Here is a 15,243-nt window from a genome sequence, read left to right on the forward strand (position 1 = left end):
CGCGCAGGCGCGACGGATCAGCTGCGCTTGGGCGGCACCAGCTTCAGCCGCGCGGGCACGGGCGGCTGGTTCGGGCACAACAGATGGCGCACCTCATCCGGTTGCAGCGGACGGGAATACAGGTAGCCCTGCCCCTCGACGCAGCCACTGCGCAACAGGAAGTCGTGCTGTGCCTCGGTCTCGATGCCCTCGGCGATGGTCACCAGGCCAAGGCTCTTGGACATCACCAGCATCGCTTCGGTGATTGCCGCGTCGTTGGCGTCGCCGGGCAGACCGGTGACGAAGGAGCGGTCGATCTTCAGATAGGCCACCGCCGGCAGCTTCAGGTAAGCCATCGACGAGTAGCCGGTGCCGAAATCGTCGATCGCCACCTCGATCCCCAGCGCATGCAGGGTCTGCATGGTGCGTTCGATGTCGTCGCCCAGGCGCAACATCGCGCTCTCGGTGATCTCCAGCAGCAGGCGGCTTGCCGACAGCTGCCTCGACTGCAACGCTCGGTTGACCCCGTCGACAAAGGCGGGGTGGCCGAACCAGCGGGCCGAGATGTTCACCGCCACCCGGATCGGCGGCACCCCGGCCAGGTCCCATGCCTGGATCTGGGCGCAGGTGGTCTGCATCACCCACTCGTCGATGCGCCGGATCAGGCCCAGCCCTTCGGCGACCGGAATGAACTCACCCGGCAGTATTTCGCCGCGCTCCGGATGCTGCCAGCGCAGCAGGGCCTCCACCGCCACGATGCGTCCACTGCGCAGTTCCACGCTGGGCTGGAACACCAGGTGAAATTCATTGCGGGCCAGCGCCTGGCGCAACTCGGTGGCCAGTTGCAGGCGCCGACGCGTGTCGGCGTGCATCATCGGCGTATAGAAGCGGCAGGCGTTGCGCTCTTCCGCCTTGGCCGCATACATCGCCGCATCGGCGTTGGTGATCAGCGCCGCCGCGTTGGCGCCGTCCAGCGGATAGCCGGCCACGCCGATGCTGGCGCTGAGCACGATCTCGTAATCGTCGATCAGCAGGGGTTCGGACAGGCTGACCAGCAGGCGGTTGACGATGGTGCGGGCATCCTCGCGCAGGATCAGCCGCGGGATCAGCACGGTGAACTCGTCGCCACCGATGCGGCCAGCCACGTCGCCATCGGAAAGCTGCCGGCGAATCCGCTCGGCCACCTTGACCAGCAGCCGGTCGCCAATCGCGTGGCTGTAGCTGTCGTTGACGATCTTGAATGCATCCAGGTCGATGAACAGCACCACCACCGCCAGCCGCTCGCGTTCGGCCACCGCGATCGCCTCGCTGCAATGGCGCTCGAATTCGGCCCGGTTGACCAGGCCGGTCAGCGGGTCATGCCGCGCCATGTGTTCCAGCCGCTGCTGGCTGGCCTTGGCCTCGTGGATGTCGGTGCACACGGCCACGTAATATTGCGGCTGCCCTTCCCCGTCACGGATGGCGCTGATGCTGAGGTGTTCGGGATAGCTGCTGCCGTCGTTGCGGTTGCTGAGCACCTCCCCGCTCCAGTTCCGCCCGGCCGCCACGCTGTCCCAGATCGACTGCGGCAGCGGCTTGCCATCGGGCAGGCGGCGATGCTCGTCCAGGCGGCGGCCGATCAGCGCCTGGCTGGAAAATCCGGTCAGCCCCACATGGGCTTCGTTGGTGGAAAGCACCCGTCGTTCCGCATCGGCGATGATCACGCCCTCGGCGATGCCCGCCAGCGCCTCTGCCGCGATGCGTCGCTCCTGCTCCATTTTCAGGCGCTCGGAGATGTCGCGAATGATCGCCTGGCGCACCGGCTGGCTGCCCCAGTTGGCCAGGCTGGTCTGCAACTCCACCGGGCGCGTGCTGCCCTGCTCGCCCAGCAGCAGGTTGCTGGCTGCCCGCCCGGCCTGCTGCCCGGCCATCGACTGCACGAACAGGTGCACGAAACGGTCACCGACCAGTTCGCCGGCGCTGCGCCCGGTCCAGCTGGCGGTGGTGCGGTTCACGTCCAGGATGCGCCCGCTGGATTCGTCGATCATCACGATCGCATCGGCGGCGCTGTCGAACAGCAGCCGATAGCGCTCTTCGCTGCCGCGCACGCTGGCGAGAATCCGCCGCGCCATGTCCAGCCAGAGCAGCGCGGCGATGAGTCCGGCGCCGAATACGCCCCAGAACAGCACCTGGCCCATCCAGACCGCGCCATCGGCGATCTTGCGCGAGAACAGCGTGCTGCGCGGCTCGATGTAACTGTTGATCGCGTGGATGCGCGCGCGCTGACGGGCGATCTCCGCCTGTCCCGGCGTGCCGCTCGCGTAACCGGCGGCCAGCGCGTCGGCGATCGTGTTCAGGTCGTGAATCGAGGTATCGGTGGAACGCCAGGCGTCCAGCGCGTCGCGCATGTAGGGCGCACCGGAAAAATGATGCAGCATGAAGATGACGCCGGGGATCGCGATGGTGACGGTATTGCTGCGGCGCAGGGCGCCGGCCACTTCCTCGTAGTCATAGCTGCCGGACAGGATCTGGTCGCGGGCCGAGCGATCGGCCATCAGCAGACCATAATTCTCGCGGTAGTTGGCCAGGTCGGCCGGATCGCCGGAGATCGCGTAGCTCTCCAGCGCAATCACGCTCTGCTTCTGCGCCTTCGACCAGATGCTCTCGCCGTTGAGAAAACCGGCGAGAGCCACCTGCAGCTGCAGTGCGCCCCAGGTCAGTGCCAGGATCAGCACCAGCATGCCCACGAGCCCGTACACCAACGGCATCAAGCGTCGTGACAACGGTCGTTGCAAGCTGAGTCGCGAACTTCGCATGGCGTCCCTAGGTTCGTGATCGACACATCACGTTCTGGCTAGACACTGCCCGGAACCTGGTTCCCTCAGGCTGCGGCTTCGTTCAGTACATCCAGAACACGATGCGGTTTGACGCAGCGATCAGCAAGAATCCGCATGCTGGTGTAGCTGCGCTTGATGCATTCGCCGACGTGGCTCACTTCATCAGCGGAAGGTTCCGTTCCCAGCAGTGTACAGACTATCTCCAGCGCCTCCCACGGATGGGTGTCGTCATAGGCCGCATGCAACTGCAACCAGCGCAGCGATCCGGCCCGGCTCTTCTCCGGGAAGCGCTCGACATAACGGCTGCTGTCGAAGAGCAGTTGCGACCATTCGCCGGTGGCTCCTTCCACCGCATAGTTGGTGGCGGCGATGCCCGCGGCCAGTGTATCCCTGCGGCTGACGTCCTCGCACCAGTTGGCCAGCGTCTCGGTGCCGTGCGGGGCCACCCCGTGCAGCACTTCCTCGCGGGCAATACCCGCGCCCTCGGCCCAATTGAGCCAGTATTCGGCGTGGTTCTGCTCGACGCGGATGTTGCGTACCAGCCAGCGTCGCGCCAGGTTGTCGCCGGCGCTGCGGCCGAACTGGGTCTTCAGCAGGCTTTGCGCCATGTACGCCGGGAACCGTTCGATGACCGGCCAGATGCCGACCATGAAGTTGGTGGTCCCGGCCTTGCCCAGGCTGCCATTGATCATGGATTCCCACAGCGGGTGCTCGATCACGCTGCGCTTGGTGCTTTCGCAATCGGCCACCATGTCCTGGGCCCACTGGGGGTAGCTGGTCAGCTCGGTCTGCGGGCCGGTCAGTTTGAATTCGTTGTGCATTGCGTTCTCCTCGGTTTGGGCGGTTCATGAGTCACTGTCATTCGACCGACCCGGAATCCCGACGCCGGCCGTTTCCCCGGCATGCCGCTGGGCACCACCGGAAAATCTGCATCCGCCACTCGCCGAAGGCACTGCCAGCTTCGGCAGCGGCTTTCCTGCGCCGCTGATCACGGCGGGAAAACTGCCTTCGTGAAGGCAGGCCAGAGGCCTACGATGCCGCAATCCTGCGGGACTTGTACTTTCGACCGTCACGCCATGCGACTGAACCGGTCGTGAGACGCGCGCACGGCAGCGTCGGCGCCCCAGGCGCGGCATCGCGAGAACCGGGCGACAGGAGGAGGATGCAGAAGACCGCCGATGGCGGGCAGCATCGTGTTTCGGAATGAACGGGGCCGGCACCGCGGGCGCAGGCCATCCCGGTCGGCCTGCCGTCAGGCAGCGGCAAGCACCAGGGCACGCGAAAAAGTCGAATGGAAAGCGCGGGCGCTCAGGGCACGCGCATCTCCGCCTCGACCTGCCCGATGAAATGGCCCATCCGGATGGAGGCGGTGCTGGTCAGGAAAATGCCTTCGTAATACGCCAGCAGCACGTCCAGCCGCTCCTGGTTCAGTTCGCTCGAGGCCCGGTACTCGGGCCCGGGCGGCCGGGTGATCGTCTCCACCATGTCGCCGAGCAACTCGCGCATGTCCTCGCGGAACAGATCCAGCCCCTCCGCCCAGCCGGTGTCCGGCTGGTTCAGCACCAGGCTGGCCGCCCGGACAAAGGCCTGCCGGCCCGCGATCTCGTCGACGATGCTGTCGATGTTGTTCACGCTGCGGGGCAACGAGACGCAGTCGGCAAACTCCAGCACCAGATGCCGACGCAGGCCCCTGTTGCCGGTGATCATCGTCGGCAGCTTGCCATCGAGCTGCAGATGGCATGGACAGGTGTGGCAGGCATTGTCGACGCCGCCGCTGCGGTCCACGTAGGCCTGCCACACCGCGCCCTTGCTTTCGACCAGCACCGGGGCACTCAACCGCTCGGTCTTCCTGACGATCTCGAACAAGGCAAGGATGCGCGCCACCGAGTGATAGCGGCGCTCGCCGTAATTCCTGAGCTTCTCTTCCATCGACCGCGAAGGCTGGCGTCGGGTGTGGTTGCCGCCCGAATCGATATGGATGCGGCTCTTGCCCACCCGGGTGCGGGCGGTAATCGTGTTCAGGCGGCTGCGAAAGAAACTCGCGTTCTGCCGGTAATCGCTGGAGTTGGGCATGTTCGTATCCTCGGCCGGAAGAGCGTGGCGACAAGGCATCGAAACGAACGTCTCCACGATCAGGTGGACTATAGCCACGACACGAGGCGCCGGAACGCCCATTTGCAGGGCGGGCGCAAGGCCGGATCGAAATTGGGCCGTGTCCTGCGCGGACGCCGGTCACGCGCCTACATGACGGTCTGGACAAACCCCACAATCGCCCCGTTGCCGTTGCCCGTATCGACCGGGCGGCCCACGGTGAAGGCTGCCTCGGCGGTGGCCGGGCGCATCTGCGCGGCAAGGCTGTGCCGCCGGAACGGGGCGCGGCTCACGCGCCCCGCCCTGATCAACCGGCGTAATCGACCACCAGGGCCACGCGGCGGTTGCTTGTGCCCGCGTCGCGCGATGCACCCTTCTCCACCTGGCGGTTGCTCGCCTCGCCATAACTGACCGCGCGAACCTGGCCGGCGGCCATGCCTTCACTGGAAACCAGGTAGTCACGCACGGCGTCCGCGCGCTTCTGGCCCAGCCGCTGGTTATAGGCCCGCGAACCGGCCGGATCGGTGAAGCCTTCCACCGTCACCACCGCACCGGAGTGGTGCGCCTGCATCACCTGGGCGAAGTCCTTCAGCATGGCCTTGTCCTGTTCGTTCAAGTCGGCCTTGTTGAAATCGAAATGGGCCACCGTGTCCACGCGCAGGCGTCCCTGCATTTCCGTCAGGGTGGCATCGTATTTGGAGAATCGCTGCTGCATGTCGGCAGTGAGCGCGTCCAGTTGCTGCTGCATCTGGGCATCGGTGCTTTGCAGCTTGCCGATGGCGGCGTCGAAGTCGGTGCGCTTGACGTAGCCGCTGCAGCCGGCAAGGGATGTGACTGCCACCAGGGCGAGAGCGAGACAGGCGCCTCGGGAAGATCGATTCAACATGGGGAGTTCTCCTCTTCATATCGGAATGCTGCGGCGGTGATGCACGAAGCCTCGCCACAACCTGTCCGATCCTGCCCCAGCGAAGCTGCACAGTCTGCGAACCCGACGACGTATTTTGCCCGCGCGAATTAATGCCGAGTTCAGTTGCAGTCCCGATCGCCAGCAGATGCGGGTTCGCTCCGCGAGCGATGCGATTCGATCAGCGGCATCCGGGAGCTCCGTCGACTCCGTCGAACCAGGCTTTGCACAGACGGCCCGGTAGTGGTCAACTCCACGCGGTACGGCGGCGCCAACGAACCCGGGGGATCGCAAACAGATGCATGCAACCATCTTGAACAAGCTGCGCCGATCGGCGCCATCCGCCCTGTTGCCGCGAGGCCTGCTGGCCGCCACGCTGATGCTGACGACCCTGCTGGCCACCGCCCGCAGCGCACCGCCGGAGCTGGCCGACTGGCAGCGCCAGGCCCAGGCAATCACGATCACCCGCGACGACTGGGGCATTGCCCACGTGCACGGCAGGACTGATGCCGACGCCGTTTTCGGCATGGCCTACGCCCAAGCCGAAGACGACTTCAACCGGGTCGAGACGAATTACCTGAACTCGCTGGGCTGGCTCGCCGAAGCCGAGGGCGAGTCGGCGATCTGGAGCGACCTGCGCCAGCAGTTGTTCATCGATCCCGTCGAACTCAAGGCCCAATACGCAAAGAGTCCGGCCTGGCTGCAGGCCCTGATGGACAGCTGGGCGGCTGGCCTCAACTACTACCTGGCCACCCATCCCGACGTGCATCCGCGGGTGATCCGTCAGTTCGAGCCGTGGATGGCGCTGAGCTTCAGCGAAGGCAGCATCGGCGGCGACATCGAGCGTGTCTCGCTCGACCGGCTCGCCGCGTTCTACGGCAAGGCCGAAACGAAACTGGCCAGCGTGCAGACGCCGTCGAGCTGGGTCGAGCCGACCGGCTCAAACGGCTTCGCGATCGCGCCCAAGCTCACCGTGGACGGCCACGCGCTGTTGTGGATCAACCCGCACACCTCGTTCTTCTTCCGCTCCGAACTGCAGATGTCCAGCGACGAGGGGCTGGACGCCTACGGCGCGGTGACGTGGGGGCAGTTCTTCATCTACCAGGGTTTCAATCCGCACATCGGCTGGATGCATACCTCCACCGGCGCCGACGTCGTCGACGAATTCGCCGAGACCATCGTGCACAAGGGCGATCAGCTGTTCTACCGCTACGGCAAGGAACTGCGTCCGCTCACCTCGCGCACGATCAGGCTGCGCTATCGGGCGAAGGACGGCTCGCTGGCCAGCCGCAGCTTCACCGCCCGCTTCACCCATCACGGCCCGATCGTGCGCGCAGCCGACGGCAAGTGGATCGCCATCGCGCTGATGAACAAGCCGATGGAGGCGCTCGAACAGAGCTGGCTGCGCACCAAGGCCAGCGACTACGCCAGCTACCGCAAGGTGGCCGAGCTCAAGGCGAACTCCTCGAACAACACGATCTTCGCCGACGACAAGGGCGAGATCGCGTACATGCATCCGCAATTCATCCCCAGGCGCGACAACCGCTTCGACTACACCCAGCCGGTCGACGGCAGCGACCCGGCCACCGACTGGCAGGGCCTGCACACGCTGGACGAGGCGCCGCACCTGCTCGATCCGCGGAACGGCTGGATCATGAACACCAACAACTGGCCCTACTCCGCCGCGGGCAAGTTCAGCCCGCAGCAGAAGGATTACCCGCGCTACATGGATACCTTCGGCGAAAACCCACGCGGCATCCACGCCACCCGCGTGCTCGATCGGGTACGCGACTTCAGCAAGGCCTCGCTGATCACCGCGGCGTTCGACTCCTATCTGCCCGCCTTCGCGCAACTGATCCCGGTGCTGGTGTCCGACTACGACAGGCTGCCCGACAACGATCCGCTGAAACCCCGCCTGGCCGGCCAGATCGCCCTGCTTCGGGGCTGGGACTATCGCTGGGGCATCGCCTCGATGCCGACTTCGCTGGCAGTGTTCTGGGGTGACACGCTGTGGGATCGCGTGCATGCCCAGGCCGAGTCGGAAGACCAGTCAGTGTATGACTTCATGGCCGGCGACGCGGGCCCGAAGGCGCGCCTCGACGCGCTGGTCGCCGCCTCCGACCGGCTGGAACACGACTTCGGCAGTTGGGGCGTGCCGTGGGGCGAGATCAACCGCTTCCAGCGCAACGACGGCGCCATCGTGCAGAGTTTCGACGACGGCAAGCCGAGCATCCCGGTGCCGTTCGTCTCCTCGCGCTGGGGTTCGCTGGCCTCGTTCGGCGCGCATCGCTGGCCCGGCACCAAGCGTTACTACGGCACCAGCGGCAACAGCTTCGTAGCGGTGGTCGAGTTCGGCCCCAAGGTCAGCGCCCGTGCGATCACGGCCGGCGGCGAAAGCGGCCATCCCGCCTCGAAGCACTTCAACGACGAGGCCGAGCGCTACACCACCGGCAACCTGCGCACCGTGTACTTCTGGCCCGAGCAGTTGCAGGGGCACACCGAGCGGGTCTATCACCCAGGGGAATGACGGAGCGCGACGGGCCGCCTTCACGGCAGCCCGAATGGCTTTTTTTACAGGCTGGCCGCGATGCGACCCACCTCGGCCAGCACGCGGGCGCCCACGTCGGCATCCGGCGATGTGGGTGCGTAATAGGCGGTGACCAGCACGGGCGCGCGCTGCGGTGGCCACAGGATCGCCACGTCATTGCTCTCGCCCTGCGTGCCGCTGCCGGTCTTGTCGCCCGCCTGCCAGCCCGATGGCAGGCCGCCGCGCAACTTGTGCAAACCCGTGGTGCACGCGCGCAGCCAGCCGGTCAGGCGTGCGCGTGACGCGGCAGAAAGCGCATCACCGAGCAGCAGGGCGCGCAGGTCGCCCAGCATCGCCTGCGGCGTCGTGGTGTCGCGCAGCTCGCCCGGACCGCCGACGTTGAGCTCGGGCTCGGTGCGATCGAGCCGGGTCAGCGGATCACCCAGCGTGCGCGCGAACGCGGTCACCGCCGCAGGACCGCCGAGGCTTGCCAGCAGCAGGTTGGCGGCGGTGTTGTCGCTCACCGTGATCGCGGCCTGGCAGAGCTCGCCGACCGTCATGCCCGGCGCGCCCACGTGGCGCGACGTTTCCGGCGCCCATGCCAGCAGCACGTCCTTGCCGAAAATGATGCGTCGATCCAGCTGCTCGCGCCCCTGATCCACCCGCGCCAGCACCGCAGCCACTGCCAGCAGCTTGAAGGTGCTGCACATCAGGAAGCGCTCGTCGATGCGGCGCCCGGCGTGGTGCCCGCTGCCGGTATCCAGCATCGCCACGCCCAGTCGCCCGCCGTGTTTTCGCTCCAGCGCCGCCAGGCGTGCCGCGATGGCATCCACCGCAGGTGACGCCGCCGGCATCGCGAATGCCACGCGATGCAGCGGCAGCGCCGCCGCACCCAGCAGGATGCCCTGCAACAGGTTTCGACGATTCATCGGATCTCCTCGTGATGGGACGCCAGCGGTCCGGTACGCCAGAGGCTAGTCAGCCAGGCAGGCACCCGGCGGCCTTCGGGGAGGCGAAATCCTGACAGGTCTCAGGCCCGCGCCGGAATCTTCAGGCCGCGCTGCACGGCCGGCCGCGCCAGGCCGCGTTCGAGCCAGGCCGAGACATTCCCGAAGCTGTCGAACGCCACCAGTTCGCGCGCCTCGTAGAAGGTCACCAGGTTGTTCACCCAGCCCAGCGTGGCGATGTCGGCGATGGTGTAGTCGTTGCCCATGATCCAGTCGCGACCATCCAGCTGCGCGTCGAGCACGCCGAGCAAGCGCTTCGATTCGTCGACGTAGCGCTGCAACGGACGCTTGTCCTCGTAGCTCTTGCCGGCGAACTTGTTGAAGAAGCCGACCTGGCCGAACATCGGGCCGATCGACGCCATCTGGAAGAACACCCACTGGATCGTTTCCCAGCGCCGCGCCGCATCGGCCGGGATGAACTGGCCGGTCTTGTCCGCCAGGTACAGCAGGATCGCGCCCGATTCGAACAGCGCCAGCGGTTCGCCGCCGGGGCCGTCCGGGTCGATGATCGCGGGAATCTTGCCGTTCGGGTTCAGCGCGAGGAATTCCGCCGTGTGGCTCTCGTTGTTCATGATGTCGACCAGGTGCGGCTCGTACGGCAGCCCGGTTTCCTCCAGCATGATCGACGCCTTCACCCCGTTCGGCGTGTTGAGCGAGTACAGCTGGATGCGCTCGGGATGGGCGGCCGGCCACCGCGCCGTGATCGGAAAGTCGACAAGCTTGCTCACGTGACACTCCTGCATGCTGGGGGGAACGCTTGAACGTGGGTACGTCAGGCGAACGCTTCAAGCCGCGCAAAGGCTGCGCCCGACACTGCCCCGCGTTATCCGGGTGACTTCCCGGCGCGCCGCATGCAGCGCTGCCAGCGCTCGTCGACGCGTTTGGCGAACCAGGCGGTGGTGAGCTTGCGGGTGATCTTCGGGCTCTTCAAGGTGATGCCCGGCAGCTGCGCGCGCGGCAGCGGCTGGTGTTCGATGCCCTCGGCCAGCGCATACACGCGGGCGTAAAGTTTGCTGTCCACGAAGTCCTGACGCTCGCCGTGCGCCAGAGCCCGATGGATCGCCGAGTCGCTCATGTCCAGCCGCGAAGACAGGGTCCGCACCGCCAGTTCCGTCGCTCCCGGGCGATCGCCGAAACCGGCATCCGGCGACAGCAGGTCGCCGTCCAGCGCCAGCGGGATGCCCGAGGCGACGCTCACTGCATGCTGGAACGCGGCGTTGCGGCTGGCGTACCAGCCGGCGTTGAAATCGGCGAAGCGGTAGAGCGGCGCGGGATAATCCGCCGGATATCCCAGCAGGTGCGCGATGCCGAAATACAGGCCGCCGCGCCGGCTGAACACCTCGTCGCGGATCGAGCCTTTGATCGGATACGGATAGTCCCGGGCATGCGCCTCGGCGAACGCGATGCTCACCTGCATCGGGCCGGCCGTATGCACGGGATTGAGCTCGCCGAACAGCCGCCTGCCGAGCGGCACCATGCTGATGAAGTCCTGGAAGATCCCGCTCAACTGCTTCTCGGTGCGCGCCGCCGACAGCCGCTCGCTGTAACGCCGGCCATCGGGCGACTTCAGCCACAGCGCCGCATCCACCAGGAACCCGGGGATGTGCTTCGCCGCGGCGCGACGGTCGATTTCCTGGCGCGCGATCCGGCCCAGTCCGGGCACCACCGGGTCCACCTTGAACCCCGACTCCTGTTCGGTCACCGCCAGTACCGCGCACAGGTTGGTCGCGCTCGGCGCGAGCTGCCGGGCGGAAAACGCCACCTGGATGTCGGTGGCCCAGCCGGCGCGATCGTCGACACTGGCGGGGATCAGCCGCAGCAGGTCGCTGCGCACCTGTGCCGGGCTGCGCGCGTTCTGCACGGGCTGCGAAGCGCAGCCGACCAGCAGCAACGCCAACAGCCAGGCCGGCACTCGCCACGGCGAGGAGAACGCGGAGTCGATCGCGATGAGCTTCATCCGGCCATGCTAACGCGCCGATGCCTCGCGTCGACCACCGTCCTGGCGTCGCTCACTGGCTTCCGGTTCAGATCAGCGGAAAGATCCAGTGCAGGGTTCCGTAGACCAGCACTTCGGCCAGCACGAACACGGAAAAGCCCAGCACAAATTTCCCCGCGGGCTTTTCGTGCCACATCTTGTACGCGTCATCGTCAAGCTTCGCCGCCCGGGCGGCGGTGACTTCATCCGTTCCAGCGTGATCCATGTGCCTGCTCCCCGTGTCCGTGACCCTGCCCGCCGCAAGGCGGACGCGCTACAGTCCATCGCCATCATCGTCGGCGCTTCCCGGGACGGCAAGCCCGCCCTGCAGGCCGCCTGTTTTTCCGTACCGCCAGCACCCATATCTGCGCCATGACTCCGCTTCAGCAATTCATCGACGACCATCCGCGCCTGTTCGTGCTGACCGGCGCCGGCTGCAGCACGGATTCGGGCATCCCCGACTATCGCGACCGCGACGGCCAGTGGAAACGCCCGCCGCCGGTGAACTACGCCGCCTTCATGCATGAGCCGGCCACGCGCCAGCGCTACTGGGCGCGCAGCCTGGTCGGCTGGCGGCGTTTCGGCCGTGCGCTGCCGAACGCCACCCACCGTGCGCTGGTTTCGCTGGAGCGGCGCGGCCAGGTCGAGCTGCTGGTGACGCAGAACGTGGATCGCCTGCACCAGCACGCCGGCAGCGAGCGCGTGCTGGACCTGCACGGACGCCTCGACGAAGTGCGCTGCATGGGTTGCGAGGCACGGCTGGGCCGCCACGCGTTCCAGCAGATGCTGGGGGAGTGCAACCCGGCATGGCTGTCACTGGATGCCGGCGATGCGCCGGACGGCGACGCCGACCTGGAAGGCCATGACTTCGCGCAGTTCGAGGTTCCGCCCTGCCCGCATTGCGGCGGCATCCTGAAACCCGACGTGGTGTTCTTCGGTGAGGCAGTACCCCGCGAACGGGTGGAGGCCGCCGCGCGCGCCTGGCAGGCGGCGGACGCCGTGCTGGTGGTGGGATCGTCGCTGATGGTCTATTCGGGCTACCGCTTCGTCGATGCCGCCGCGCGCGCCGGCAAGCCGATCGCCGCCGTCACGCTCGGCCGCACGCGCGCCGATGCGCTGCTGAGCCTGAAGGTCGACGCGCCCTGCGACACCTCACTGGCCTTCCTGCATCAGCCCTGACATCAGCTGGTGTGGTCGAGAATGATCTTCCAGCCGTCCGCGGTCTTTTCCCACAGCAGCGAGAACACGCCATCGTCCTGGGCAACCTCGCCGTGGGCAGCGCGATCGAGGTGGAAGCGGCCGGTGACCACGGCATAACGCACCTCGCCATCGCGCCCGGGCAACAGGCGCAGGTCGAGATCGGAGAAGGCGAGCTTGCCCATCTGGGCCTTGCCGGCGTAATGCTTGCGGTAGCTCTCCAGGATCGCGCGGTAGCCCTTGCGCACGCTGCTGCCCACGAAGGTCGTGTCGGGGGCGTCCTTGTAGCCGTGCATGAACCCGTCGACGTCGCCGTGGTTCCAGGCCGCCTGCTGCCGGTTCAGCACCTGCCGGATGGCGGCGGCGTCCGCGTCGGGGGTGGCTGCACGAAGCGGGCTGGCGATGCACAGCGCCACCACCATCGGCAGCGCGATCAGAAGCCTTCCTGCGTTCACGATGACGCCTCCCCGATGGACGGCTGAAAGGTGTGCGGGCTCAATGGGCAGCCAGCTTCTCGATGCGCCGATCCGGCACCAGCCAGAGCAGCGCCGCCAGGGCGTAGAAGAGCTGCGCCGCCCAGGGCCGCCAGAACGTCAGCGCGATGCCGCCAAGATAGAGCAGCGGCGAGATCTTGCCCTTCCAGTCGTAGCCGATGGCCCCGCGCAACGCCGAGTCCGGACCCGCCACCGCGATCAGCACCTGCTCCAGTATCCAGTAGGCCACCGCGGCCATCAGCAGGACGAAGCCGTAAACGGCGGTCGGCGCCTGGGCCAGGTGGTTTTCGCCCATCCATGCCGTGGTGAACGGGAACAGCGACAGCCAGAACAGCAGGTGCAGGTTCGCCCACAGCACCGTGCCCGATACCCGATGGGTGATCGCCAGCATGTGATGATGGTTGTTCCAGTAGATGCCGACGTAGACGAAGCTCAGCACGTAGCTGAGCAACACCGGCGCCAGCGGACCAAGCGCCGCCAGCGTGGTTTCATGCGGCACCTTCAGCTCCAGCACCATGATGGTGATGATGATGGCGATGACGCCGTCACTGAATGCTTCCAGCCTGCCCTTGCCCACCTGTTGTCTCCCGATCAGGCCCCATCGCCGGCCGACGCGCAGTGTGCCTCAGCCAGCGTCCGGATACATCCGGCACGCGCCGGTTCCGTGGCCTAGGCGCCCGGTCCGCAGTCGATGCAGTGCAGCGGCGGCGCGGCGCCCATGCCCAGCGCGGTGAGCAGCTCGCGCAACGCGGTGCGCAGGCCCTCCTCGATCGTGGGATGGTAGAACGGCATCTGCAGCACGCCGGCCACCGTCATGCGCGCCTGGATCGCCCAGGCCAGCAGGTGGGCGATGTGCTCGTTCTGCGGGCCGATCATCTCGGCGCCCAGCAGCAGGCCGCTGCCCTGCTCGCCATACACGCGCAGCAGGCCGTGGTTGACCAGCATCACCCGCGAACGCCCCTGGTCCTCGAAGGACACCTCGCCCACCGCGAAATCGACGCCGTCGGCAAGCAGTTGCGCATGCCGTCGCCCGGCGTAGGCGATCTGCGGATCGGAAAACACCACGCCCAGCGGGGTGCGCCGGGTGTGCCGGTAGACCGCCGGATACCGCGCGGCCTGCTCGCCGGCCAGGTGGCCCTCGTCAGCCGCTTCGTGCAGCAACACCCGATCGGCGTCGGCATCACCGGCGATGAAGACATGGCTGTCGCCGGCCCGGGTGGTCTGCGGATCGAACACCGGCAAACCCCTGGCATCGAGCTCGAGCCCGGAGTGCTCGAGCGCCAGCATCTCGACATTGGGCGTGCGCCCGGTGGCGGCCAGCAGGTAATCGAAGCGCTCGCTGGTCGCCGCGCTGCCCGGGTCGGTGAAGTGCACGACCACCGCCTCGCCGTCCCGCTCGACGCGCACGTCAGCGGCATCCAGGCTGAGCGGCAGTTCCGCCGCGATCAGCCGCCTGGCCTCGGCGCGCACCACCGGATCGCTGATCGCGCCAATCCGTCCGTCACGACCGAACAGGTGCACGCGGACCCCCAGCCGATGCAGGGCCTGGCCCAGCTCCAGGCCGATCACGCCGGCACCAAACACGGCCACCGAGCCGGGCAGGTCCTGCCAGTCGAACACGTCGTCGCTGATGATCAGTCGGTCGCCTGCCGCCCGCAGCACCGCGGGAATTGCCGGCCGCGAACCGGTGGCGATGATGATGCGCCCGGCACGGACCCGCTCGACCGGGGGCACGCTGCCGTCCATCGCTGGCGACAGCTTCAGCGTATGCGGGTCCTCGAATTCGGCGTGCGCGCGCAGCACGTGGGCAGGGTCGAAGCCCGCCACCGCATCGAGCACGAAGCCCACGAAGCGGTCGCGTTCGTCACGCACCCGCTTCATCACCGCGCGGCCATCGACCCTGCCCGCGTCGCTGGCGATACCGAACGCGGGCAACACTGCCAGCCGGTGCCGCGCCTCGGCCGCGGCGATCAGCAGCTTCGAGGGCATGCAGCCGACCCGGGCGCAGGTGGTGCCGAACGGGCCGCCTTCGATCAGGGCGATGCGGTCGGTGCGCTTGCGTGCCTGGCGATAGGCGGACATGCCCGCGGTGCCGGACCCGATGATGGCGATGTCGACCTCGCGCGTGCTCATGCCGTCACCGCCCGTCGTGCGCCTGCAGGTTCCGGCCACGGCCGGCCATGCGGATGAGTTGCCATCGAAGTGTCGATCATGGAACCACCTTTCATCACTGCGCGGGAATGTGCCGGTCAT

At 67.1% G+C, this 15,243-nt stretch carries 13 protein-coding genes; 2 read left to right on the plus strand and 11 right to left on the minus strand.

Translation table 11 applies throughout. The features are described from left to right. Positions 1-17: 17 nt before the first annotated feature. The 4 genes from I6J77_RS09630 to I6J77_RS09645 all read right to left on the minus strand — a co-directional run bounded on the left by I6J77_RS09630 (position 18) and on the right by I6J77_RS09645 (position 5,772). Positions 18-2,726 (minus strand): bifunctional diguanylate cyclase/phosphodiesterase, encoded by a 2,709-nt coding sequence (locus I6J77_RS09630; RefSeq protein ID WP_204108810.1) that lies wholly within the window; start codon positions 2,724-2,726, stop codon positions 18-20. A gap of 113 nt (positions 2,727-2,839) precedes the next feature. Further along, the gene (locus tag I6J77_RS09635) at positions 2,840-3,616 is read right to left on the minus strand and encodes a TenA family transcriptional regulator (protein WP_204108811.1); all 777 of its coding nucleotides are present in this window, start codon (positions 3,614-3,616) and stop codon (positions 2,840-2,842) included. A 487-nt stretch (positions 3,617-4,103) separates the two neighbouring features. Next, entirely contained in the window at positions 4,104-4,868 is a 765-nt protein-coding gene (locus I6J77_RS09640; protein WP_204108812.1) for a hypothetical protein, read from the minus strand. A gap of 325 nt (positions 4,869-5,193) precedes the next feature. After that, complete coding sequence (locus tag I6J77_RS09645) at positions 5,194-5,772, minus strand: OmpA family protein (RefSeq protein WP_204108813.1); 579 nt, start codon at positions 5,770-5,772, stop codon at positions 5,194-5,196. A 316-nt stretch (positions 5,773-6,088) separates the two neighbouring features. Between I6J77_RS09645 and I6J77_RS09650 the strand changes: the two genes are divergently transcribed. After that, positions 6,089-8,317, plus strand: a complete 2,229-nt coding sequence (locus I6J77_RS09650; RefSeq protein WP_204108814.1) for a penicillin acylase family protein — start codon at positions 6,089-6,091, stop codon at positions 8,315-8,317. Between the two features lie 44 nt (positions 8,318-8,361). Here the strand turns inward: I6J77_RS09650 and bla are convergent, their stop codons facing one another. From bla to I6J77_RS09670, 4 genes are all read right to left on the minus strand, one after another. Then, positions 8,362-9,246 (minus strand): class A beta-lactamase, encoded by an 885-nt coding sequence (bla, locus tag I6J77_RS09655; protein WP_204108815.1) that lies wholly within the window; start codon positions 9,244-9,246, stop codon positions 8,362-8,364. 101 nt (positions 9,247-9,347) lie between these two features. Then, the gene (locus tag I6J77_RS09660; RefSeq protein ID WP_056764704.1) at positions 9,348-10,052 is read right to left on the minus strand and encodes a glutathione S-transferase N-terminal domain-containing protein; all 705 of its coding nucleotides are present in this window, start codon (positions 10,050-10,052) and stop codon (positions 9,348-9,350) included. A 95-nt stretch (positions 10,053-10,147) separates the two neighbouring features. Continuing rightward, the gene (locus tag I6J77_RS09665; protein ID WP_239308899.1) at positions 10,148-11,281 is read right to left on the minus strand and encodes a DUF1615 domain-containing protein; all 1,134 of its coding nucleotides are present in this window, start codon (positions 11,279-11,281) and stop codon (positions 10,148-10,150) included. Positions 11,282-11,348: 67 nt separating this feature from the next. Next, positions 11,349-11,525, minus strand: coding sequence for a hypothetical protein (locus I6J77_RS09670; protein WP_157598883.1), 177 nt, complete (start codon positions 11,523-11,525; stop codon positions 11,349-11,351). 146 nt (positions 11,526-11,671) lie between these two features. Here I6J77_RS09670 and I6J77_RS09675 point away from each other — a divergent pair, with 146 nt between their 5' ends. Beyond that, entirely contained in the window at positions 11,672-12,478 is an 807-nt protein-coding gene (locus I6J77_RS09675; RefSeq protein ID WP_204108816.1) for an NAD-dependent protein deacetylase, read from the plus strand. Positions 12,479-12,480: 2 nt separating this feature from the next. On the opposite strand, the gene I6J77_RS09680 is transcribed toward I6J77_RS09675, so the two are convergent. From I6J77_RS09680 to I6J77_RS09690, 3 genes are all read right to left on the minus strand, one after another. Next, a complete protein-coding gene (locus I6J77_RS09680; RefSeq protein ID WP_239308901.1) occupies positions 12,481-12,951 on the minus strand; it encodes an SgcJ/EcaC family oxidoreductase in 471 nt (156 codons plus the stop codon). 40 nt (positions 12,952-12,991) lie between these two features. Then, positions 12,992-13,567, minus strand: a complete 576-nt coding sequence (locus I6J77_RS09685; protein WP_056718352.1) for a TMEM175 family protein — start codon at positions 13,565-13,567, stop codon at positions 12,992-12,994. A gap of 92 nt (positions 13,568-13,659) precedes the next feature. Further along, positions 13,660-15,123 (minus strand): dihydrolipoyl dehydrogenase, encoded by a 1,464-nt coding sequence (locus tag I6J77_RS09690; protein WP_204108817.1) that lies wholly within the window; start codon positions 15,121-15,123, stop codon positions 13,660-13,662. Between the last annotated feature and the right edge of the window lie 120 nt (positions 15,124-15,243).

It is taken from the genome of Rhodanobacter sp. FDAARGOS 1247 (genome assembly GCF_016889805.1).
Lineage (GTDB): Bacteria > Pseudomonadota > Gammaproteobacteria > Xanthomonadales > Rhodanobacteraceae > Rhodanobacter.

Excerpts from the sequence above, each read along its gene's own strand:
- I6J77_RS09665 (WP_239308899.1), bottom strand. The coding sequence starts at position 11,281 with ATGAAGCTCATCGCGATCGACTCCGCGTTCTCCTCGCCGTGGCGAGTG.
- I6J77_RS09640 (WP_204108812.1), bottom strand. The coding sequence starts at position 4,868 with ATGCCCAACTCCAGCGATTACCGGCAGAACGCGAGTTTCTTTCGCAGC.
- I6J77_RS09670 (WP_157598883.1), bottom strand. The coding sequence starts at position 11,525 with ATGGATCACGCTGGAACGGATGAAGTCACCGCCGCCCGGGCGGCGAAG.
- I6J77_RS09635 (WP_204108811.1), bottom strand. The coding sequence starts at position 3,616 with ATGCACAACGAATTCAAACTGACCGGCCCGCAGACCGAGCTGACCAGC.
- I6J77_RS09690 (WP_204108817.1), bottom strand. The coding sequence starts at position 15,123 with ATGAGCACGCGCGAGGTCGACATCGCCATCATCGGGTCCGGCACCGCG.
- bla (WP_204108815.1), bottom strand. The coding sequence starts at position 9,246 with ATGAATCGTCGAAACCTGTTGCAGGGCATCCTGCTGGGTGCGGCGGCG.
- I6J77_RS09645 (WP_204108813.1), bottom strand. The coding sequence starts at position 5,772 with ATGTTGAATCGATCTTCCCGAGGCGCCTGTCTCGCTCTCGCCCTGGTG.
- I6J77_RS09650 (WP_204108814.1), top strand. The coding sequence starts at position 6,089 with ATGCATGCAACCATCTTGAACAAGCTGCGCCGATCGGCGCCATCCGCC.
- I6J77_RS09630 (WP_204108810.1), bottom strand. The coding sequence starts at position 2,726 with ATGCCGTTGGTGTACGGGCTCGTGGGCATGCTGGTGCTGATCCTGGCA.
- I6J77_RS09675 (WP_204108816.1), top strand. The coding sequence starts at position 11,672 with ATGACTCCGCTTCAGCAATTCATCGACGACCATCCGCGCCTGTTCGTG.